This window comes from Nocardia tengchongensis, from assembly GCF_054781395.1.
In genome coordinates this window covers 2,448,135-2,468,257 of the sequence record NZ_BAAGUM010000006.1, presented here as the reverse complement: position 1 = coordinate 2,468,257, position 20,123 = coordinate 2,448,135, and the positions used below count along the sequence as shown (strand labels likewise).

At 69.1% G+C, this 20,123-nt stretch carries 19 protein-coding genes; 6 read left to right on the top strand and 13 right to left on the bottom strand.

Annotated elements, in window-relative coordinates; genetic code table 11:
• The first annotated feature begins 60 nt into the window (after window positions 1-60).
• Window positions 61-1,221, top strand: a complete 1,161-nt coding sequence (locus ACYVKL_RS22375) for a globin domain-containing protein (protein ID WP_357189208.1) — start codon at window positions 61-63, stop codon at window positions 1,219-1,221.
• Window positions 1,222-1,420: 199 nt separating this feature from the next.
• Window positions 1,421-2,206, top strand: coding sequence for an FAD-binding oxidoreductase (locus tag ACYVKL_RS22370; RefSeq protein WP_379165609.1), 786 nt, complete (start codon window positions 1,421-1,423; stop codon window positions 2,204-2,206).
• 142 nt (window positions 2,207-2,348) lie between these two features.
• Here ACYVKL_RS22370 and ACYVKL_RS22365 read toward each other — a convergent pair whose 3' ends face one another.
• The 8 genes from ACYVKL_RS22365 to ACYVKL_RS22330 all read right to left on the bottom strand — a co-directional run bounded on the left by ACYVKL_RS22365 (window position 2,349) and on the right by ACYVKL_RS22330 (window position 10,882).
• Window positions 2,349-3,518, bottom strand: a complete 1,170-nt coding sequence (locus ACYVKL_RS22365) for a globin domain-containing protein (RefSeq protein ID WP_379165608.1) — start codon at window positions 3,516-3,518, stop codon at window positions 2,349-2,351.
• A gap of 506 nt (window positions 3,519-4,024) precedes the next feature.
• Complete coding sequence (locus ACYVKL_RS22360) at window positions 4,025-4,420, bottom strand: heat shock protein transcriptional repressor HspR (RefSeq protein WP_213558446.1); 396 nt, start codon at window positions 4,418-4,420, stop codon at window positions 4,025-4,027.
• Window positions 4,420-5,604 (bottom strand): molecular chaperone DnaJ, encoded by a 1,185-nt coding sequence (gene dnaJ, locus ACYVKL_RS22355; protein ID WP_213558447.1) that lies wholly within the window; start codon window positions 5,602-5,604, stop codon window positions 4,420-4,422. Before dnaJ ends, ACYVKL_RS22360 begins: the two co-directional genes overlap by 1 nt.
• Before the next feature lie 54 nt (window positions 5,605-5,658).
• The gene (grpE, locus tag ACYVKL_RS22350) at window positions 5,659-6,243 is read right to left on the bottom strand and encodes a nucleotide exchange factor GrpE (RefSeq protein ID WP_213560708.1); all 585 of its coding nucleotides are present in this window, start codon (window positions 6,241-6,243) and stop codon (window positions 5,659-5,661) included.
• A gap of 20 nt (window positions 6,244-6,263) precedes the next feature.
• Window positions 6,264-8,102 carry a molecular chaperone DnaK gene (dnaK, locus tag ACYVKL_RS22345; protein ID WP_379165607.1) on the bottom strand — a complete coding sequence of 613 codons (1,839 nt, stop codon included), beginning with the start codon at window positions 8,100-8,102 and terminating at the stop codon, window positions 6,264-6,266.
• A 225-nt stretch (window positions 8,103-8,327) separates the two neighbouring features.
• The gene (locus ACYVKL_RS22340; protein ID WP_379165606.1) at window positions 8,328-9,101 is read right to left on the bottom strand and encodes a DUF1707 SHOCT-like domain-containing protein; all 774 of its coding nucleotides are present in this window, start codon (window positions 9,099-9,101) and stop codon (window positions 8,328-8,330) included.
• Window positions 9,102-9,109: 8 nt separating this feature from the next.
• Window positions 9,110-10,180 carry a DUF1707 SHOCT-like domain-containing protein gene (locus ACYVKL_RS22335; RefSeq protein WP_379165604.1) on the bottom strand — a complete coding sequence of 357 codons (1,071 nt, stop codon included), beginning with the start codon at window positions 10,178-10,180 and terminating at the stop codon, window positions 9,110-9,112.
• Window positions 10,181-10,243: 63 nt separating this feature from the next.
• Entirely contained in the window at window positions 10,244-10,882 is a 639-nt protein-coding gene (locus ACYVKL_RS22330) for an HhH-GDP family DNA glycosylase (RefSeq protein ID WP_379165603.1), read from the bottom strand.
• Between the two features lie 199 nt (window positions 10,883-11,081).
• Here ACYVKL_RS22330 and ACYVKL_RS22325 point away from each other — a divergent pair, with 199 nt between their 5' ends.
• Entirely contained in the window at window positions 11,082-11,975 is an 894-nt protein-coding gene (locus tag ACYVKL_RS22325) for an LLM class flavin-dependent oxidoreductase (protein ID WP_357189224.1), read from the top strand.
• Window position 11,976: 1 nt separating this feature from the next.
• On the opposite strand, the gene ACYVKL_RS22320 is transcribed toward ACYVKL_RS22325, so the two are convergent.
• Complete coding sequence (locus ACYVKL_RS22320; RefSeq protein WP_379165602.1) at window positions 11,977-12,465, bottom strand: SRPBCC family protein; 489 nt, start codon at window positions 12,463-12,465, stop codon at window positions 11,977-11,979.
• Window positions 12,466-12,588: 123 nt separating this feature from the next.
• Between ACYVKL_RS22320 and ACYVKL_RS22315 the strand changes: the two genes are divergently transcribed.
• Window positions 12,589-13,071, top strand: a complete 483-nt coding sequence (locus tag ACYVKL_RS22315) for a winged helix-turn-helix transcriptional regulator (RefSeq protein ID WP_379165601.1) — start codon at window positions 12,589-12,591, stop codon at window positions 13,069-13,071.
• Here ACYVKL_RS22315 and ACYVKL_RS22310 read toward each other — a convergent pair.
• Genes ACYVKL_RS22310 through ACYVKL_RS22300 form a run of 3 tightly spaced genes read right to left on the bottom strand, consistent with a single transcriptional unit; the run spans window position 13,060 to window position 15,426 of the window.
• Window positions 13,060-13,905, bottom strand: a complete 846-nt coding sequence (locus ACYVKL_RS22310) for an RNA polymerase sigma factor (RefSeq protein WP_379165600.1) — start codon at window positions 13,903-13,905, stop codon at window positions 13,060-13,062. The two genes, ACYVKL_RS22315 and ACYVKL_RS22310, sit on opposite strands and share 12 nt — an antisense overlap.
• Window positions 13,906-13,957: 52 nt before the next feature.
• A complete protein-coding gene (locus ACYVKL_RS22305; protein ID WP_379165830.1) occupies window positions 13,958-14,914 on the bottom strand; it encodes a haloalkane dehalogenase in 957 nt (318 codons plus the stop codon).
• The gene (locus tag ACYVKL_RS22300; RefSeq protein ID WP_379165599.1) at window positions 14,911-15,426 is read right to left on the bottom strand and encodes a MarR family winged helix-turn-helix transcriptional regulator; all 516 of its coding nucleotides are present in this window, start codon (window positions 15,424-15,426) and stop codon (window positions 14,911-14,913) included. Before ACYVKL_RS22300 ends, ACYVKL_RS22305 begins: the two co-directional genes overlap by 4 nt.
• Before the next feature lie 113 nt (window positions 15,427-15,539).
• Between ACYVKL_RS22300 and ACYVKL_RS22295 the strand changes: the two genes are divergently transcribed.
• Together ACYVKL_RS22295 and ACYVKL_RS22290 are read left to right on the top strand one after the other, a co-directional pair.
• Window positions 15,540-17,222 (top strand): MFS transporter, encoded by a 1,683-nt coding sequence (locus tag ACYVKL_RS22295; protein ID WP_379165598.1) that lies wholly within the window; start codon window positions 15,540-15,542, stop codon window positions 17,220-17,222.
• 97 nt (window positions 17,223-17,319) lie between these two features.
• Window positions 17,320-18,480 (top strand): zinc-binding dehydrogenase, encoded by a 1,161-nt coding sequence (locus tag ACYVKL_RS22290; protein ID WP_379165597.1) that lies wholly within the window; start codon window positions 17,320-17,322, stop codon window positions 18,478-18,480.
• 16 nt (window positions 18,481-18,496) lie between these two features.
• Here ACYVKL_RS22290 and ACYVKL_RS22285 read toward each other — a convergent pair whose 3' ends face one another.
• Window positions 18,497-20,083: a dynamin family protein gene (locus tag ACYVKL_RS22285; protein ID WP_379165596.1), complete on the bottom strand. Its 1,587-nt coding sequence runs from the start codon at window positions 20,081-20,083 to the stop codon at window positions 18,497-18,499.
• Window positions 20,084-20,123: the final 40 nt, after the last annotated feature.

Genomic DNA, 20,123 nt, shown 5'->3' with positions numbered 1-20,123 from the left:
GAGGGCCGCCTGGCAACAGGCGTTCCGGGGTTGTATGCACAGGAAGGAAAGCTCGACGTCGTGGATGCGCGTTCGGCAGCGCTGGTCCGCGCAAACTTTCGGACAGTCGTCGAGGCCCCCAACGGGCCTGAACGATTGATCAGCGCGTTCTACGGTCATCTTTTCGCGGAGATCCCCGCCCTGCGGGAACTGTTCCCCTCCGCCATGGACATGCAGGCGAAACGGTTGGTCACGGCCATCTCGTTCGTACTCGACAATCTGGAGGACTGGGACCGCGCACAACGCTTCCTGGAGCAACTCGCGCGCGACCACCGCAAATACGGGGTGGAGGCCGCGCACTACGACATCGCGGGCCGCGCCCTGCTGCATGCCTTCCGCAGCTACAACGGGGTAGCCAACTGGTCGCCGCCGCTCGAGTCCGGCTGGCGCGACATCACCATCCTGATCTCGGCGTCCATGGCCATCGGCGCGAATTCCGATAAGTCGCAGCCCTATTGGGAGGCGACCGTGGTCGGGCACCGGCGCGTCGTCGACGATCTGGCCATCGTGCGCCTGCAGACCGACACCCCGATCCCCTATCAGGCGGGGCAGTACGTGCCGGTCGCGATCCCGCAGCGGCCCCGGATGTGGCGCTACCTGTCGCCCGCCATCCCCACGAATCCGTACGGCGAGATCGAATTCCACGTGCGCAAGGTGCGCACCGGCTGGGTGAGTCCCGGCATCGTGAACGAGACCCAGGTCGGCGACCGCTGGATGATCGCGGCCCCGCTCGGCGGATTGCACGTGGACCTGAGCCGCCGCAAGGACGTACTCATGATCGGGTCGGGCACCGGCATCGCGCCGTTGCGGGCGCAGCTGATCGAGATGGGGCGGCGCGGCATCAACCCGCGCGTGCACCTGTTCATGGGCGGCCGCTACCCCTGCGATCTCTACGACGTCGAAAACATGTGGCAGCTCTCGCAATCCAACCCGTGGCTCACGGTGATCCCGGTGTGCGAGAACGAGACCAACCCGTGGTGGCACCCCTACCCGCCCGCCGATCCCCCGTTCGGCATGCACCGCCGGCTGATCGGCAACCTGGGCGCGGTGGTCGCCAGCTTCGGCGCCTGGGCCGACCGCCAGATCCAGATCGCCGGTTCGGCCCGCATGATCGCCGACACCAAACGCGCCTTGCTCGCCGTGGGCGCTCCGGAGTCGGCGATAAGCTCGGATCCGGTGTAGGGCAATCGAAACACCTTGCAGCCCTGCGTAGCTCGACATCCGATACCCGCAGATCCGCCCTGAGGTTCGCGGCCGTCCCGATTCTGGACCGACGGAGCGGGGGAGCGAAGCGGAGGAGCGGAGGAGGGAAGAATCGGGACCTAGGGGCCGCGAACCCGCCGGAGCGGAGCGGAGGCAAATTGATACTGAGGAGTAAGCGTTGACGATCGGGCCCGAAGAGACCGGTGCCTTGCCATTGGGCGAGCAGACCGAGTGGACCGCCACCGTGGTGGGGGCGCACCGGTTGCGGGATGACACCACGGTGGTGCGGCTGATCGGCGAGTTCGTGCCGTTCGCGGCGGGCCAGTCGGTGGAGGTGCGCACCCCGCAGCACCCGAACATGGTGCGCCGCCTGTATTCCGCGCTGCCGCCGTCGCTGGACGGCAAGCTGGAATTCCATGTGCGGACACTGCCGGGCGGCTGGTGCAGCGGGACCATCGTGTCCGATGCCCATCCGGGCGACGAATGGCGGATCAGCGCGCCCGCCGGCTGGCTGGCCGTGGAACCCGACGCCACCGATGTGGTGATGATCGCCGACGGGGTGGGGCTCGCGCCGATGCGCGCGCTGCTGCTGGACCTGGCGCGCCGGGAGCAGCCGCCGCGCACCCACCTGTTCGTGGGCGGGCGCTACCCGCGCGACCTCTACGCCTCGGACATGCTGTTCCTGCTGGCCGGTGAACTGCCCTGGCTCACAGTCGTTCCCGTGGTGCAGGACGAATACGATCCGGACCTGACCGACCCCTGGTACGAGCAGTGCCGCGTCGACATCGGCTTCCGCCCGGAGGAGATGATGCCGGGCACCATCGCCGACATCCCCGAACGCTTCGGGCCCCTGGACCACCACCAGATCCTGGTCTGCGGCGCCGCGGCGAAGGTGCGCAACACCATCGACCAGCTGGTCGCCATCGGCGCCCCCGCCGAAGCCATCCGCTACGAAGGGTTTTGATCATTGCCAACGCGGCAACTGATTTCGTAAGGATCTGGGTAACTCCGCGGGGACGCCCATAATCGGTTCGGCACGAACCGCCGGCACGGGTACGAGACCGGCCACGGCTCTCAGCCGTCCGCTGAAGGCGCGGAGAGGCGGGTTAGAACAGGGGGTCGTGGCGGATGTTCTGGGTGGCGGTGCCGGCAGCCATCAGCCGGAACTTGGTGGTCTGCACCATCGAGGGCGCGCCGACGATCTGGACGTCGCGGTCCTCCCAGGAGCCGTGGCTCGCCACGATCTTGCCGATCTGACCGACCACCCGTGGTTGCAGGCCCGGGTATTCGGGGGCCTCTTCGGAATTGTCGAAGTGCCACCACGGGTTCTCGGTGGACTCGGTGACCGGGTGCACGGTGAGCCATTTGTTGGCGCAGGCCAGTTGGCTGAGCACCTCGAGATCGTAGAGGTCGCACGGGTAGTGGCCGCCGACGAACAGATCCACCTTGGGGTTGGAGCGGCGCGCGGTCATGGCCATCAGCTGGGCGCGCAGCGGCGCGACGCCGGTGCCGCAGCCGATCATCAGCATCTTGCGACGGGTGTTGCGGGGCACGCCGAGACCGCCCAGCGGCGATCCGACCAGCCACTGTTCCCCGACCCGGCTGTGACCGACCATGGCCGGGCTGACCCAGCCGCCGGTGACGCCGCGAATGTGGAATTCCAGTTCGCCGTTGGCGTTGGCGGGGATGGCCGGGGACAGGTAGCGCCACATCCGCGGGCGGGAGGGGATCTGCACGCTCATGTACTGGCCGGCCGCGTATTGCATGGGCTGGTCCAGCTTGAGGCGCACCACCGCCAGGTTGCGCAGCACCTCCCGGTGCTCGATGACGGTGCCGGTCCACACCGGCGGGGTGGTCTCGCCCTCGGCCGCCTCGATCATGGTGCCGGCGATGACGCCGATGCCCTCGTCCCAGGCGCGCCCGACCTCGTCGGTCCAGATCTCGGTGCCGGCGTACGCCTCGAGCGCGCTCTTGAGCGAGTTCCCCACGGCTACATAGTGATCGGCCACCACGCCGTACTTGCGGTGGTCGCGGCCGAGTTGGGCCAGGAAGGGCAGGAGCCGTTCGGGTTCCTCGAGCCGGTCGATGACGTAGGCGATCGCCTTGACCAGCCGGTCGCGCTGAGCATCCAGGGCGGCGGGGAAGAAGTCTCGCACGTGCGGGTACTCCGTGAAGAGGATGGCGTAGAACGATCGCGCGAGTTTCTCGGGGCCACCTTCTTCCGCAGCAACCGCCTTGAACGTTGTTCTTATCAATGCGACGGTGCGCGAATCCATTTGTGTCACAACCCCATTTCGCAATCGAACGCAGGCGTGACCGGCGAGTGAAGTGCTGCGGGACACTCGACAGCAGCCGTTGCCAAGCAAGTGTAGGCGAGGTTAGCCAGCAACGGAACGGGACGTTTCAATAACGCGCCCTTTATTGCTCGAAAACGTGAACGTTGCGGGGTATCTAATCCAAAAACAGACTGATCAACTGGAACACGCCGTGCGACACGGTCTTTCAGTCGCCGATTCTGGCTGATCCGTTTTGCAAGACTCAGGAAAACAGCGATCCCGCCGCAACTGCGTTCGTCGTGGAATTCCTTGAAGCATACGGACAAAACTCATGTTCGGCAGCCAACAATAACCTACCGGTCCGTTTGTTCTTAACTATCGCAATGACCTTCGCCAATCCCACAGTCCGCTAACGCAACTCAGCACATAACCCGCAACAATCGCAACCGAGCGAACGAAGGAAGGCGGTGTCCCGACCGGGACACCGCCTTCCGACTTGCCTTGCCCTACTGCGGCTTACGCCGATTTCGGGGCTGCCACACCACGAGAGCGGTGCTGCGTTGCGGCGGGGTCAGGTCGGGGCGGTACCCCGACCGGAGCCTTTCCACCTCGGCGGTCAACTCGCTCACCCGCTGCTGCAGCTCGTCCACCTGGTTGGTGAGTTCGATGATCCGTTTGATGCCGGCCAGGTTCACGCCCTCGTCCTGGGACAGGCGCTGCACCTCGCGGAGCAGCTCCACATCCCGGTCCGAGTAGCGTCGGCCGCCGCCCGACGTGCGTTGCGGCGTGACCAGACCCAGCCGGTCATAGGTGCGCAGCGTCTGGGCGTGCATGCCCGCCAGCTGCGCGGCCACCGAGATCAGGAAGTACTGCGCCCCGGTCTGCTTCGGATCCGAACTCATTACGCACCTGCCCATCCCGCACGGGGATCGAACCCACTGGTCTTCTCCGCCTCCGCGTAGCGCCGCAGCGCCTCGGTGGCATCGTCCTCCAGTTTCTGGGGCACCGCGACCTTCACCGTGACCAGCAGGTCACCGGCGGCTCCGTCGCGCTTGGGCACACCGCGCCCGCGCACCCGGAGCGTGCGGCCGTCGGCGGTGCCCGGCGGCACCTTGACGCCCACCCGGCCGTCCAGCGTCGGCACCGACACCGTGGTGCCCAGCACCAGTTCGGCGTAGGACACCGGCAGCACCAGGGTCAGGTCGTCGCCGTTGCGGCCGAAGACCTTGTCCTGGCTGACGTGCACGGTGACGTACAGGTCGCCCGGAGGCGCGCCACGCAGGCCCGCCTCACCCTGACCGGCCAGCCGGATCCGCTGCCCGTCGCGCACGCCCGGAGGAATGCGCACGGTGATGGTGCGGGTCCGGTTCTGGATGCCCGAGCCGCGGCAGTCGACGCACGGGTCGTCGATGATCGACCCGGTGCCCCGGCAGTCCTCGCACGGCTCGCTGAAGCCGAACGCGCCCTGGTTGCGGCTGACGACGCCGGAACCGTTGCAGTGCGGGCAGACTCGCGGGCTGGTGCCCGGCTTGGCGCCGCTGCCGTGGCAGGTGGTGCAGGCGGCCGGACTGGTCATCCGCAGCGGGACGGTCACGCCCTGGGCGGCCTCGCGGAAGCCAAGGGTCGTCTCGGTCTCCACGTCGGAACCGCGCCGCGGACGCGACGACGCCCGGGTGCCACCCCGATTGAACAGTCCGCCCAGCAGGTCACCCAGGCCGCCATCCGCGCCGCCCGCGCCACCGGCGCCGGCCCCGAAGATGTCGCCCAGGTTGAACTCGCCACCGGAGAACCCGCCGCCGGGCTGGCCGTAGCCACCCCCGGGCGGGAACCCGCCGCGGCCGAAACCGCCGCCCGCGAACAACTTGCGGGCCTCGTCGTACTCCTTGCGCTTCTCCGGATCCGACAGCACGGCATTCGCCTCGCTGACGGCCTTGAACCGCTCCTCGGCCTGGCTGTCCCCGGGGTTCTTGTCCGGGTGCAGGTCACGGGCCAGCCGGCGGTAGGCCTTCTTGATCTCGTCCTGGGTGGCGCCGGAGGAAACACCCAGATCCTTGTAGAAGTCCTTCTCGAGCCATTCTCGATTCACCGGGCATCTCCTCCTTTCTGTGTTGTCGAGGACGCGGGGTGCGTCCGATTGCTGTTAATCAGTGCCAGCGGCATCGGTGCCAGCGTTCTGCGAATCCGGCTGCGCCGCAGCCAGGTCCGCCACACCGTCGGTGACGCCGACCAGCGCGTGCCGCAGCACGCGATCGCCGAAGCGGTAGCCCTTGCGCATCACCATGCCGAGCACGGGATCCGCGCCGCTGCCCTCGTGCTGCACGGCCTCGTGCAGGGTCGGGTCGAAAGGCTCACCTTCCGAACCGAATTCCTCGAGACCCTGCTTCTGCAGAGCGGTGACCAGCTTGTCCGCGACCGACTTGAGCGGGCCGTTGTCGAGGTCACCGTGCGCGCGAGCGCGATCCAGATCGTCCAGCACGGGCAGCAATTCGCTGACCACCGCGGCCTTGGCGGTGTCGATGGTGACCTTGCGGTCCCGCTCGACCCGGCGACGGTAGTTGGCGTACTCCGCCGTCAGACGCTGCAGATCGGAAGTGCGCTCGGCCAGTTCGGCCGTGATCGCGTCGGCGAGGGCGTCCTCGCTGACCTCGGGAGTCCCCTCGGCCCCCGCGGCCGCGGCGGTATCCGCCGCGGCCTCGAAGACCTCACCCGTGGCCGGATCGACCATGTTGTCCGGGTTCTGGTTCGTCACTTCTTCTCAGGCTCCTCGACGACCTCGGCGTCCACCACGGTGTCATCGGACTCGGGCGCGGCGGCGCCGTTGCCCTGAGCGGCCTGGTCCGCGGCCGAGGCCTCGTAGATGGCCTGGCCCAGCGCCTGCGACTCGGTGGCGAGCTTCTCCACCGCGGTCTTGATGACCCCGATGTCGGTGCCCTTCAGCGCGTCGTTGGCTTCGGCGATGGCCGCCTCGACCTTGGTCTTGATGTCGGCCGGGACCTTGTCCTCGTTGTCCTTGATGAACTTCTCGGTCTGGTGCACCAGCGACTCGGCCTGGTTGCGGGTCTCCGCCTCCTCGCGACGCTGCTTGTCTTCGGCAGCGTGCGCCTCGGCGTCCTTCACCATGCGGTCGATCTCCTCCTTGGACAGGCCGGAGCCGTCCTGGATCTTGATCGTGTTCTCCTTGCCGGTGCCCTTGTCCTTGGCGGTGACGTGGACGATGCCGTTGGCGTCGATGTCGAAGGTGACCTCGATCTGCGGCACGCCGCGCGGGGCCGGCGGGATGCCGGTCAGCTCGAACGATCCGAGCAGCTTGTTGTGCGAGGCGATCTCGCGCTCACCCTGGAAGACCTGGATCTGCACGGACGGCTGGTTGTCGTCGGCCGTGGTGAAGGTCTCCGAGCGCTTGGTCGGGATCGTGGTGTTGCGCTCGATGAGCTTGGTCATCACGCCGCCCTTGGTCTCGATACCCAGCGACAGCGGGGTGACATCGAGCAGCAGGACGTCCTTGACCTCACCCTTGAGCACACCGGCCTGCAGGGCGGCGCCGATGGCGACGACCTCGTCCGGGTTCACGCCCTTGTTCGGCTCCTGACCGCCGGTCAGTTCCTTGACCAGGTCGGAGACGGCGGGCATACGGGTCGAACCACCGACGAGCACGACGTGGTCGATGTCGCCGACCGCGATGCCGGCGTCCTTGATGACCGACTGGAACGGCTTGCGGGTGCGGTCCAGCAGATCGGAGGTGATCTTCTGGAACTCGGCGCGGGTCAGCTGCTCGTCGAGGAACAGCGGGTTCTTGTCCGCGTCGACCGTGATGTAGGGCAGGTTGATCGAGGTCGACTGCGAGGACGACAGCTCGATCTTGGCCTTCTCGGCGGCCTCGCGCAGCCGCTGCATGGCCATCTTGTCCTTGGTCAGGTCGATGCCCGAGGTGCCCTTGAACTTGTCGACCAGCCAGCCGACGATGCGCTCGTCCCAGTCGTCGCCACCGAGGTGGTTGTCACCGGAGGTGGCGCGGACCTCGACGACGCCCTCGCCGATCTCCAGCAGCGAGACGTCGAAGGTGCCGCCGCCGAGGTCGAAGACCAGGATGGTCTGTTCCTTGTCGCCCTTGTCCAGGCCGTAGGCCAGCGCGGCCGCGGTCGGCTCGTTGACGATGCGCAGGACGTTCAGGCCCGCGATCTGGCCGGCCTCCTTGGTGGCCTGGCGCTGCGCGTCCTCGAAGTAGGCGGGGACGGTGATCACGGCGTCGGTGATCTCTTCACCCAGGTAGGCCTCGGCGTCGCGCTTCAGCTTCATCAGCGTGCGCGCGGAGATCTCCTGCGGGGTGTACTTCTTGCCGTCGATCTCGACCGACCAGTCCTCGCCCATGTGGCGCTTGACGGACCTGATGGTGCGGTCGACATTGGTGACGGCCTGGTTCTTGGCGGGCTGCCCGACGAGCACCTCACCGTTCTTCGCGAACGCGACGACCGAGGGGGTGGTCCGCGATCCTTCCGAGTTGGCCACGACGACCGGCTCGCCGCCTTCGAGAACGGCGATGACAGAGTTCGTGGTCCCGAGGTCGATACCGACCGCACGAGCCATGGTGATTCCTCCTACGTTGACGAACATGAGTGCCGACAGCACTGCATCTCAGTAACACTGAGCGTGGTCGGCTCAATCCTGCACCCGCATCCGGCGGTGTGCAACTTGAACTTGAGTCCAACTCGCTCAACCTTGCTGACCTGTCCCAACCGGAGACGCACGTCATCTATTCCGCGAGCCGAAAAAAAATTCTCGGTGGATTCCAGTGGTTCAGCCGAGCCCGGTTCAGCTGGGCGGATTGATCCTGATCGGCTCACCGGTGGCGGTGACCATGAAGTAGCCGCTCTTGGGACCGTCGGCGACGTACACGGTCACCGTCGGACCGCCGTCCTTGCCGTGCGCGATGATGACGTGGCTGATCCGGCCGTTCGGGACGCCCGCCGACCGCGGGGCCCCCGCGAGCAGGCCCGCGATCTTCTTCAGATCCAGGACCGACAGGTCGATGATATCGGTGCCCGGCGAACGGGGAACATCGCCGGTGGTGCGGAAACTGCCGTCGTAGCGGTAGTACCCGTCGCGCGCCGCGGCCGGATCCTCCGGCCGCCGCTCGATCACCACATAGGTGGGGAACAGGGTGATCTCGTCGGCCTTGGTGTCACCGAAGTGGTCCTTGTAGGCCTCGACGAAACTGGCCAGGCCCTGACCCGTGGTCGGGTCCGGCAGGTCCGGTTTCGGCGCGGCGACCCGGGACACGCAGCCCGCGAACGCGCCCAGCAGGGCCGCGGCCAGCACGATCGCGGCCGCGACCTTCCAGCGGGTGGACGGGCCGCGCCGGCGCGGCCGCACCACCGGCGAATTCACCAGGTTGGCCGGGATCTGGAGATCCTCCAGCACCACGTCGAGTTCGCCGAAGGTCTTGGCCGCCAGGGCTTTCGCGGTCCGCTCGGCGTGTTCGCCGTCGGTGAGCTCGCCCGCCGCGTGGGCGGAGTCGAGCAGGGTGCAGGCGTCCACGCGATCGGTGTCGCGGGCGCGCAGTCCGTGGGAGCGTGCATCGGCCATGGTCTCGCCTATCCCCCGAACGCCACGGTGCGCGTGATCCGGCCGTCGAGAGTCGCCTCGACGAAACCGGATTCATTGGCCTGGTTGCCCACGTAGATGCGGACCACCGGCCCGGCGCCGCTGCCCCCGATATCGAGGTAGTTGACGGCGCCCTGTTCGACCTTGGTGAGGGCGGGAGCCTGCGCCGCGAGCGCCGCGACGGCCGTCGGGTTCAACGCGGAGAGGTCGACGGACGGCGTTTTCGGGTCCCGGGTCTGGGGTTGGTCGGTCTGCTCGAAGCCGCCGAAGTAGTTGTAGTGCACCTTCCGGTTGGGCTGCGGCGCGCGGGTCACCACCGCGTACCCCGGGTACAGATCGAGCTCGTCGACCAGAGCGTCACCGAACTTGGCCCGGTAGACGTCGCGGAAGTAGGAAATGCCCTCGGCCTCGGTGAGTTTCGGGCGGGGCAGCACCAGCGGCTGGATGATGCCCAGGTCCACCGCGGGCGGTCCGGCGGGCGGGGTGGCCGGGCGGGCGACGGCCACGAAGGTGCCCACCGCCACCGCGATGCTCAGCGCCGCGACGCCCGCGGCGAGCCAGTTCTCCCGCCGCGAGGTGGGCGGGACCGGGTCGGGCCGGGCGTCGGCGGGCCGCTGCAGATCGTCGGTGAGCTGGGCCAGCTCACCCAAAGTGCGTGCCTCACCGGCGAGTTCGGTGAGGGTGCGGTGATCGGCGGTGCTGAGCTGGCCGTCGGCGAGGCCGGCGTCGAGCAGGGTGCAGGCGGCCTGCCGGTCGGTATCGCGGGCCCGGGTGCCGGGCGGGTAGCCGCCGGCGCCGCGCCGGCGCGACCGCGTACCGGTCGGGGCGAGGTCGGCGGTCTTGGCGCTGGGTTGCAGGTCCGCGGTGAGCCGTTGCAGTTCGCCGAGCGTCTGGGCGCTCTGCGCGCGCTCGGAGCGCTGGTGATACTCCTCGACCGCGAGCTCGCCCTCCTCGAAGGCGGCGTCCAGCAGCGTGCGCGCGTTGACGCGGTCGATGTCCCGCGCCCGCATGCGCCCGGTGGCGGGCGAATCCCCGGCCGATCCGGACGATTTCGAGCTCACGCGGGGATCGTAGACGGATTCCGTTCTTGTCGCGCGCCTTCTTTCATGCCCGCAGGGTGTGACCTATCGGATTCCCAGGTCATCTTTCAGGCCGTGCTCCAGCGTGACGCGGACCAGGGCCGCGGCCAGCTCGGCGACGTGACCGGGCCGAGCGAGGGCGGCGAGCGCCGACGGATCGGCCGGCAGGTCCAGTTCACTCGCGCCGCGGCGGGCCCGCTCATCGAAATAGGGGCGAATCCAGGTCCAGGTGTCCTGCACCTCGCGCAGGAAGATATCCGCGCCGACGGGACCGATGCCCCCGAAGCGCTGGAGCAGCCGGGCCAGCTCGGCGGGCTCACGGCCCGATTCGGTTGCGAGCCCGCGCATATCACCGTGCCAGTCCTCGATCAGCTGGGCGGCGTTGGCGATCAGGCGGGTCGCGGTGGATTCGTCGTAGCGGACGTAGTGGGCGCGGCCGAGCGCGGCGACCAGGTCCGACCATTCGGCCTCGGCCACGCGGTGCGGGGTGGTGTAGCCGGCGGCGAGGAGTTCGCGGGCGGCGGCCACCGCGATGCGGGCCGAGATGCGGGTGCTGAGCAGCTGGGCCAGGATCAGCAGCTGGTAGAGCGGCGCGGGCTTGTCGGCGAGGCGGATTCCGGCGTCGGCGGCGTAGCCGGACCCGGCCCGGTCCAGCAGCGCGCGCACCGTGTCCTGCTCGTTCATCGGCCCCGGCCTCCTCTCGCCGTCGGCAATACCAGTGTCTCTCCGCCGGCAATACCCGCGTTCCGCCCCGAGACGTACACACCGGCCGAGGTGCGGCGCAGACACGCCCGGGATGCGTGTAGACGCCCGAAATGCCGGGGTTGCGCCCGGCCGCCCACGAAGATCAGAAGCATCGATTTCCGCTGGTAGAGGAGGTCCGATGAAGGCACGGTTCGGTATTTCGATACCGCCCGTCGCGTCCGCGCTGCCCGATGTCATCGACATGGCCCTGGCCGCCGACGCCGAGGGACTCGACCTGGTCGGCATCCAGGACCACCCCTACAACGCGCAGTTCGGCGACGCCTTCGCGGTGATCGGGGCCTGCCTGGCCGCGACCGGACGGGTCAGCCTCTACCCGGGCGTCGCGAACCTGCCGCTGCGCACCCCCGCCATGATCGCCAAACAAGCCGCCACCTTCGACCTGCTCAGCGGCGGACGCTTCGAATTGGGTTTGGGCACCGGGGCTTTCGAGAGCGGCGTGGTCGCCATGGGCGGGCCCGCCCGCAAGGGCCGGTCCGCGCTCATGGCCATCGCCGAAGGCATGGCGATCATCCGGGCCGAATGGCGCACCGGACAACCGGTTTCGGTGGTGGGTACCGAATACACGGTGCAGGGCATCGACGGCGGGCCCGCACCCGCGCACCGGATCGAGATCTGGCTGGGCGCCATGGGCCCGCACGCCCTCGACCTGATCGGCGCGGCGGCCGACGGATGGGTTGCGCCGCTGCCCAATTGGCTGCCGTGGGACCAGTGGCCCGCCGCCAACGCCCGCATCGACGCCGCGGCCCGCGCCCACGACCGGGACCCGCGGGCCATCGCCCGGCTGGCGGCGCTGCCGGGCGTGGTGAGCGACCGGGCGCTGCACCCGGATCCCCACGGCACCGACCCGATTCACGGTTCACCCGAGGAATGGGCGGACATCATCGTGCGACTGGCCCGCGACGCCGGCTTCGACACCTTCGTCTACTGGCCGCCCGGATTCGACGTCGATCAGGTGCAGCGCTTCGCGCGACTGGTGGTGCCGCTCGCGCGAAAGCTGCTGGACGACCTGTGATTCAGCCGCGCGCGGCCGCGGCCGCGGCCTCCGCCTCGATCTGGCCCGGGAACTCGCTGGGCTGGCCGACGCCGGTGGTGACCAGGTCGCGCAGGCTCTCGGTGATGTAGAAGGTCCAGGCCGGGGAACAGGCCGAGTAGCACTCGTAGTCGGGCACCAGGCCCACGTGGGTGAAGGTGAGTTCGGTGCCGCCGTCGGTGGCGGCGATGTCGAAGCGGATCTCGGTGTTCACCCATTCGGTCTGGTCCTGGATGAAGGTCATGTGGTTTTCCTGCACCAGCCACACCACGCGCTGGTCCGGCACCACCTCGGTCAGTTCGATCTCGCTGCGGTGCACCCCGGGCGCCTCGAAGACGAAGCGGTCGCCCTTCCGCTCGGTGCCGCCGCGGATGCCGGGCGACCACCACCCGCGGGCGTTCAGGACGGCCGCGAAGACCTCGGCGGGGGTCTGGTCCACGGTGATGCTCGTGGTGAAGTTCTGATCGGTCATAGCAGGTCCCAGCTCTTTCTGACGGACATGACAAGGGTCGGAGTCGGCGGTCTCGCGAGAACTTACTTTCATCACGATAGCGACGTTGCTTGCATCACACAAGCAGAGAAGTACCCTGGAGACATGTTGGGACGCATGTACGACGGGGAGGTGTGCTCGGCGGCGCGCACGCTGGAGCTGGTGGGCGAGCGCTGGAGCCTGCTGATCGTGCGCAATGCCATGTTCGCCGGCATGACCCGGTTCACCGAGTTCCAGCGTGCGCTCGGCATCGCGCCGAACATCCTCACCAAACGGCTCGCCGAATTCGTCGAGGCCGGAATCTTCGAGCAGCGCGCCGGCACCGCCGGCGGGCACCCCGAATATCTGCTCACCGCCAAGGGACTCGACCTGAAGCCGGTCCTCCTCGCGCTCACCGCCTGGGGCGACCGCTGGGCCGCGCCGGACGGCCCGCCGGTCACCTACCGGCACACCGGCTGCGGCGGGAAAGTCGGTGTGCGCCTGGAATGTTCGGACTGCGACGCCACCCCAGACCTGCCGGACGTGACGGCCGAACTCGCACCGTGGGCGTACGAACGCAAATACGGGGCCTCCGCGTCACTCCAGTAGCGGGAACCGGCCCGAACGCAGCAGCCCGGCGATGGCCTCCATCTTCGCCTGCGGCGCGGCGTAATCCGGGTGCGCGCCCAGCACGGCCGCGGCGTCGTGCAACCGGATCATCTGCCGCTCGGCCTCGGCCACCCCACGCCCGCCCGGCGTGATCGGATGCGCGGCGAAGGCCGGGCGGCGCGGATCCACCCGCCCCAGTTCGACCGCCTTCTCCACCCGCCGCGAGCAGCGGCAGAAAGCTTCGGGGTTGGCCAGTCCACAGGTCGACTGCAAGAAGTTCCCGAGTCGTTTCTTGGCCCGCTCCACCCGTTTCCGGTACGCGGCGGGCGTTGCGCCGACGATCCAGGCGGCCTCCTCCGAACTGACCTCGAAGACGTCGGAGAGCACGTAGGCGACGCGTTCGTCGCGGCCCAGGCACTGCAGCATGGCCTGACTGCAATTGAGCCGGACCTCGTGGGTGAGCAGGGTGGCTTCCGGACCGCGATAGTCCTCCTCCGCCAAACCGTCCCGCAGCCCCTCGCCGAACTGGTCCAGGCTCAGCTGCTGCGCCTCCTGCGGCGTCTGCCGTTTCAGGTTCAGCAGGTAGTTGACGCCGATGCGGTACGCCCAGGTGGTGAGTTTGGCCTCGCCGCGCCAGCTCGCCAGATGGCCGACCGTGCGCAGCAGGATCTCCTGGGTGGCGTCCTCGGCGTCGGCGGGCCGCCACACCATGCGCAGCGCCAGCCGGTAGATCGGATCCTGTAGCAGCCGAACCACATCCGCGACCGCGGCCCGATCGCCCCCGACGGCCCGCGCGACGAGATCGCGCTCGTCGATCTCCGATCCGGTGTCCATACCGCCAGCATAGGGACCGGGTCCGACATCGCGGGGCCGTCAGCGGGACCGCTCAGGCGACGGCCGGCGCGGTGAGCAGCGTGTGCCGGCGCAGCCAGTCCGCGACCGCCCGGCCGATGGCGTCGGGCTGATCCTCCGGGCAGTGATGCCCGGCCGGGCCGATATTCGCGAGCTCGGCCGACGCGAAGGTCCGCATCGCCCAGTCCATCGCCTCCGGCGAGCCGAGGCCGACACCGTCCTCGACGTGCATGACCAGCTTGGGCACCGCCGGGCTGGCGGCCATCCAGGCGTCGTAGTTCTCGATGATGGCGACCACGTCGGCGGGCTCGCCGTCGAGCGGGAACTCCCTGGGCCACACCAGCATCGGCTTGCGGGACGCCGGGGTCGGGTACGGCGCGCGGTAGGCGTCGAGGGCCTCGGGAGTCAGGGTTCGGGTGGAGTTGGGCAGGTTGAATTCGATGAACATATTGCGTTCCAGCACCATCTCCTCGCCCTCGGGGGAACGGAAGCGGCGGAACAGTTCCGCGCCCTGCGGCGGCATCTCCGACCAGGTCATCGGCCGCAGGAAGGTCTCCACCACGGCGATGCCGCGCACCCGTCCGGGATGCCGTGCGGCCCAGTCCATTCCGAGCGCGCCGCCCCAGTCGTGGCCGACGATCACGACCTGCTCCAGGCCCAGGGCCTCGAACCAGGCGTCCAGGTAGCGGGCGTGATCGACGAAGCGGTAGTCGCTGTCGGGCTTGCCGGAGGCGCCCATGCCGATGAGATCCGGTGCCAGGACGCGGGTCTCGCCGCTCACGTGCGGGATGACATTGCGCCAGATGTAGGACGAGGTGGGGTTGCCGTGCAGGAAGACGACGGGGATCTCCCCGCCGGCGTGCGCGGCGCCGGTGTCGGTGTAGTCGATGAACGAGTCCAGCACGTCGATGGTGGCCATCGTGGTGTCCTTCCGGGTGAGTTGCCTACACCTGGTTGGACACGCGCCGGGACGGCTTGTGACCGGACTCAGCTGTGACCTGGGTCATACATCGGCAGGGCACCCGGGCCCAGCGTGAGGCCCGGATGGACACCCGGGGTCAGGCCGGTGCCGATGGCGATGCGCTGCAGCATGGCGAGCATTCGCGGCCGATCCTCGGGCTCCAGCGGGGCGAGCAGTTCGGCGTTCAAGCGATCGGCGAGCTCGGCCGCACGGGCGATGGCCTCGCGGCCGGCGGGCAGCAGGTGCACGGCGTGGGCGCGGCGGTCGGCGGGGTGCCGGCGCCGCTCGACCAGGCCCCGCTTCTCCAGGGCGTCGATCAGGCTGACCATGACGTTGCGATGGATCCCGAGCAGGTCGCACAGCTGCTGCTGCGTCCGCCCGTCGTTGGCCTCCAGCAGGCGCAGCGTGCCGTACTGCGGTGGCTTGATCCCCAGCGGCGCGAGCAGCTGTTCGAACCGGTACGCGGAGTGCGATCCCAACTGCCCCAACAGAAATGCGGCACTTTCGAACAGCGGCGAGTTCTCGGGATCAGCGTCGGTCACCCGTACAGGGTACAGCAATGCCCAAGCCATGATTGCCCTCTTGATTGATAATCACTTCAGGTGCATAGTTTGAAGTGGACCTCCACCCCACACCGAATCGAAGAGAGTTCGCAGTGGATACCGACATCACCCCCACCCTCGATCCACGCCGCTGGATCGCCTTCGCCGTCGTGCTGGCCGCCGGATTCATGGACCTGCTCGACGTCACCATCGTCAATGTCGCCGTGCCCAGCGTGCAGAAGGACCTCGGCGCGGCCTACTCCCAGATCGAATGGATCATCGCCGCCTACGTGCTGTCCTTCGCGGCCGTGCTGATCACCGGCGGCCGGCTCGGCGACATCTACGGCCGCAAACGGCTGTTCCTGCTCGGCGTGGCCGGATTCACCGCGGCCTCGCTGGCCTGCGGTCTCGCCTCCTCGCCCGCGATGCTGATCGGATCCCGCTTCGTGCAGGGCGCGATGGCCGGGCTCATGGTGCCGCAGATCCTGGCCATCATCCGCGTCACCTTCCCGAAGGAGGAACGGGCCAAGGCGATCGCCGTGTACAGCGGCGTCGGCGGGTCGGCGTCCGCGGTCGGGCTGTCGCTGGGCGGGCTGCTCGTCGAATGGAATCTGTTCGACCTGGGCTGGCGGCCCATCTTCCTGGTGAACGTGCCGGTCGGCCTGCTCGCACTGGGCGCGGCCGCGGTGGTCATGCGGGACTCGCGGTCCGCGCACGCGCCGCGGCTGGACATCATCGGCATGGTGCTGGCCATCTCCGCGGTGCTGCTGCTGGTGTATCCGCTCACCGAGGGACGCCGATTGGGCTGGCCCGCCTGGACTTTCGTCATGATCGGCGCGTCGGCCGCGGCGCTCGGCGCCTTCCTGGTCTACGAGCGGTGGCGGGCTCGCACCGCCGGATCCCCGCTGATCGACCTGGACCTGTTCCGGTCGCGGCCGTTCACCATCGGCTTGAGCAGCTGGCTGTTGTTCTGGATCGGATTCGGCGGGTTCTTCCTGATCTGGACGCTGTTCATGCAGGCCGGGCTCGGGTGGTCGCCCATGCGGGCCGGACTCACCTCGGTGTTCTTCGCGGTCGGCGCGGGCATCGGGGCGGGCGTCTCGGTGAGCGCGCTGGCCCCGCGGTTCGGCAAGTGGGTGCTGCTGGCCGGCGGGCTGGTCACCGCGGGCGGGTTCGCGCTGTACGGCGCGTTGGCCACCTACTACGAATCCGATTTCGCCTCATGGCAAATGGTGTTCCCGCTGCTGGTGACCGGCATCGGCTTCGGCATCGTGGTCGCGCCGACCATCGACATGCTGCTCGGGCAGATTCCCGACCGTGAGGCCGGGGCCGCGTCCGGGCTGCTCAACACCGGTCAGCAGCTGGGACTGGCGCTGGGCGTGGCACTGGTCGGCATCCTGTTCTTCGGGCAGCTGGATCACGATTCGGCGCGCGGCGTGGATTCCGTTGCGGGACAGACACGGACCGAACTGGCGGCGGCGGGGCTGCCCGGGTCCGCACAGGAGCAGATCCTCGCGAACTTCCGGGCGTGCGTACGGGATCGCTCGGGCGAGGTGGATCCGTCGGTGGTTCCGGCGAGCTGCCAGTCGGCTCCGGCGGACCCGGCCGTCGGGCAGATCCTCGCGCGGGCGGGCGCAGACGCCAATGCGGTCAACTTCGCGCACACCTTCCAGTACACGCTGTGGTGGGGCATGGGGCTGATGACGCTCGTCTGCCTCGGCTTCGTGGCACTGCCCCGCGACACCCGGCTCGAACAGCACGAGATGGCGGAGGAGGAGGAGCTCGTCGGCGTCTGAGCACCGACACGGCCGCGGGTTCGGTGAAACCACCGGACCCGCGGCCCGTTCCGGTGAAGAATCCAGACAGATCACCGACTTCCGACAGGAGCCAGTCATGCGCGCGGCCGTGGTCAGCAAGGGCGAATTCCAGGTCGAGGACCTCCCGGCACCCGTCCCGGGGCCCGGCCAAGTGCTCATCTCCGTCACCCGCTGCGGCATCTGCGGCTCCGACCTGCACGCCCGCCTGCACTGCGACGAACTCGCCGATCTGGCCGCCGCCACCGGCTACGACCGGTTCATGCGTTCCGACCAGCGGATCGTCATGGGCCACGAATTCACCGGCGAGATCGCCGAATACGGCCCCGGCACCCGCCGCCGCTGGAAGCCCGGCACCCCCGTGGTCGCCATGCCCATCCTGCGCACCGGCCGCCGGCCCGAATTCACCGGCCTGTCCGCTCACGCCCCCGGCGGCTACGCCGAACAGGTCCTCGTCCAGGAACCCGTGACCTTCCAGGTCCCGAACGGCCTGTCCCCCGACCACGCCGCCCTCACCGAACCCATGGCCGTGGCCTGGCACGCGGTCCGCAAGAGCCGGATCACCAAGGGCCAGACCGCTTTCGTGATCGGCTGCGGCCCGATCGGCCTCGCCGTCATCTCCATGCTGAAGGCCGCGGGCGTCCACACCGTCGTCGCCAGCGACTTCTCCGCCCGCCGGCGCGAACTCGCCACCGCCTGCGGAGCCGACGTGGTCGTCGACCCGGCCACCGAATCCCCCTGGGACGCATCGCCGAAGAAGTCCCGGATCAGCGGCGTCACCGACATCCTCAACCTCGGCTTCGACGCCATGGAACGCCTCCGCCGGATCCCCGACATCCCCTGGTGGTACCTGTTCCGCGCCGCCCACACCCTCGATCGCGGCCCCTCCGGACCGGTCGTCTTCGAATGCGTCGGCGTCCCCGGCATCATCGACCAGATCCTCACCGCCGCACCCCCGTTGACCCGCGTCGTGGTCGTCGGCGTCTGCATGCAATCCGACGCCTTCCACCCCGCCACCGCCATCAACAAGGAAATAGAACTCCGCTTCGTCCTCGGCTACGACCCCGGCGAATTCCGCGACACCCTGCACATGATCGCCGACGGCAAGGTGGACCCGTCACCCCTGATCACCGGCACGGTCGGCCTCGAAGGCATCGACACCGCCTTCACCACCCTCGCCTCCCCGGACCACCACGCCAAGATCCTCATCGACCCCCGCAGCGACCGCACCGCGCCCTGACGCGGCGCCGGTCACGTCAGCGGCCGGGGCGCAGCGCCGGGAACGGGGTGGTCGGGGGCTCGTGGAGGATGTCCAGGAGACCCTCGGCGCTGCGGGCCGCGGTGAGGCAGGCGTTGGCGGTGAACTGGTCCGCGAGGGGGTGGCGGGCTCGGGAGCGCCACTTGTGGACCGCGGCCAGGGCCGCGTCGCGTTGGGTGTGTAGGTCGGTGTGGGCGGGTAGGCCCAGGCGGAGGGTGGGGGCCACGCCGGTGCCGCCGATGAGGCGGTTCAGCTCGGCCAGATCGTCAGGGGGGAGCGGCAATTCGTCGGCGCGCAGATGGGCCAGGAGACGGAGTTCGGCGAAACCGTGGACGTCGGCCAGAAGCGTGCGGACGCGCGGGAGCAGGGCGTCGGCGGTGGAACCGGGGTTCGCGGCGAGGATGCGGGCCAGGGCGGTGAGGGCGGAGTGGGCCTTGAGTTCGTCTGCGCGCTGGGCGAATTGGACGTCCAGGACGGTGCGGAGTTCGTCCAGGCCGCTGCGGCTGGAGAGTTCGGCGGCGAGCGCCTGCGAGCCGCGCACACCCAGGCGGATCAGGGTGACGGCCAGGCGGATACCGAACAGGCCGAAACGCGCCGTCAGATGGGCACGCAATTCCGCGGGAACCGGCAGCGGCAGGTCGGGGTGGGCGAAACGGTCGGCCGAAAGCAGGGCGGTGGTCAACTCGTCGACCGGGATGGCGGCCAGCGCCTCGAACGCGTCGTACTCGCGTTGCCGGAGCGTGGCGGCGGCGAACGCCAGCAGACCCGCCACCGGAATCACCGACTGGCACAGGCCCGTTCGCTCCAACTCGGTGGCGAAACGGGTGGCCACATCACGGGCCGAATGCAAGGCGTCGATGCGGCCCGCACCGATCTCGTCGGCCCGCGACACCACGCCCACAACACCAAGTGGACCCGAGAAACTCTGCGGCGCACCGGTACTGCCACTCTGCCCGCCACCGATCTTCTCCAGGAAGTCGACATCGGCGGCGTCCAGCCGACGCAAGAGATAGAGGACGGCGTCGGCGGGCGGCAGGGCCGGGCCCGGACCGCCGGGCGTCAACAGGCGCGACGTGCGCGCCGACACCTCGCGCGACAACGACGAAATGCCGGGGGTGTCGATGATGGTGGTCTGCGCCAGCTCCGCCGACGGCCACTCCACCGCCAGCTGATCCACCTCACGCGGCGTCGGCGAATTCCAGCGCAACGCCGACAGATCGAAGGTGAGGCCGTGCGCGCCGGGCAGGCCCTCGGCCCCACGACCGCGGCGCACCACCACATCGGCGCGCGCACCGTCGGCGCTGTACGCGGTGACCCGCGGCGCGGTCCCATTGCGGTACCAGGTGACCAGGCGCGTGCACTCGGTCGCGTCGGTCGGCGCGATGTCCTGCCCGACCAGCGCGTTCAACAGGGTCGACTTGCCCGCCTTGAGCTGACCGGCCAAGGCCACCCGCAACGGCTCGTCCAGCCGGCGCGCGCACTCGTCGAGCTGACCCCGCACTCGCGGCCGCTCCCCCAGCGCCCGCCGCGCCGCCGCCACCAGCCCGCGCGTCTCCGGCACCAGCCCGTATCCGACACCGCTCAACACACCGCACCTCCACGCATCCGCAAGGCATTCGCCCGGA

Excerpts from the sequence above, each read along its gene's own strand:
- ACYVKL_RS22325 (WP_357189224.1), top strand. The coding sequence starts at position 11,082 with ATGAAGGCACGGTTCGGTATTTCGATACCGCCCGTCGCGTCCGCGCTG.
- ACYVKL_RS22315 (WP_379165601.1), top strand. The coding sequence starts at position 12,589 with ATGTTGGGACGCATGTACGACGGGGAGGTGTGCTCGGCGGCGCGCACG.
- ACYVKL_RS22360 (WP_213558446.1), bottom strand. The coding sequence starts at position 4,420 with ATGAGTTCGGATCCGAAGCAGACCGGGGCGCAGTACTTCCTGATCTCG.
- ACYVKL_RS22340 (WP_379165606.1), bottom strand. The coding sequence starts at position 9,101 with ATGGCCGATGCACGCTCCCACGGACTGCGCGCCCGCGACACCGATCGC.
- ACYVKL_RS22320 (WP_379165602.1), bottom strand. The coding sequence starts at position 12,465 with ATGACCGATCAGAACTTCACCACGAGCATCACCGTGGACCAGACCCCC.
- ACYVKL_RS22330 (WP_379165603.1), bottom strand. The coding sequence starts at position 10,882 with ATGAACGAGCAGGACACGGTGCGCGCGCTGCTGGACCGGGCCGGGTCC.
- grpE (WP_213560708.1), bottom strand. The coding sequence starts at position 6,243 with ATGGTCGATCCGGCCACGGGTGAGGTCTTCGAGGCCGCGGCGGATACC.
- ACYVKL_RS22365 (WP_379165608.1), bottom strand. The coding sequence starts at position 3,518 with ATGGATTCGCGCACCGTCGCATTGATAAGAACAACGTTCAAGGCGGTT.
- dnaK (WP_379165607.1), bottom strand. The coding sequence starts at position 8,102 with ATGGCTCGTGCGGTCGGTATCGACCTCGGGACCACGAACTCTGTCATC.
- ACYVKL_RS22310 (WP_379165600.1), bottom strand. The coding sequence starts at position 13,905 with ATGGACACCGGATCGGAGATCGACGAGCGCGATCTCGTCGCGCGGGCC.
- ACYVKL_RS22290 (WP_379165597.1), top strand. The coding sequence starts at position 17,320 with ATGCGCGCGGCCGTGGTCAGCAAGGGCGAATTCCAGGTCGAGGACCTC.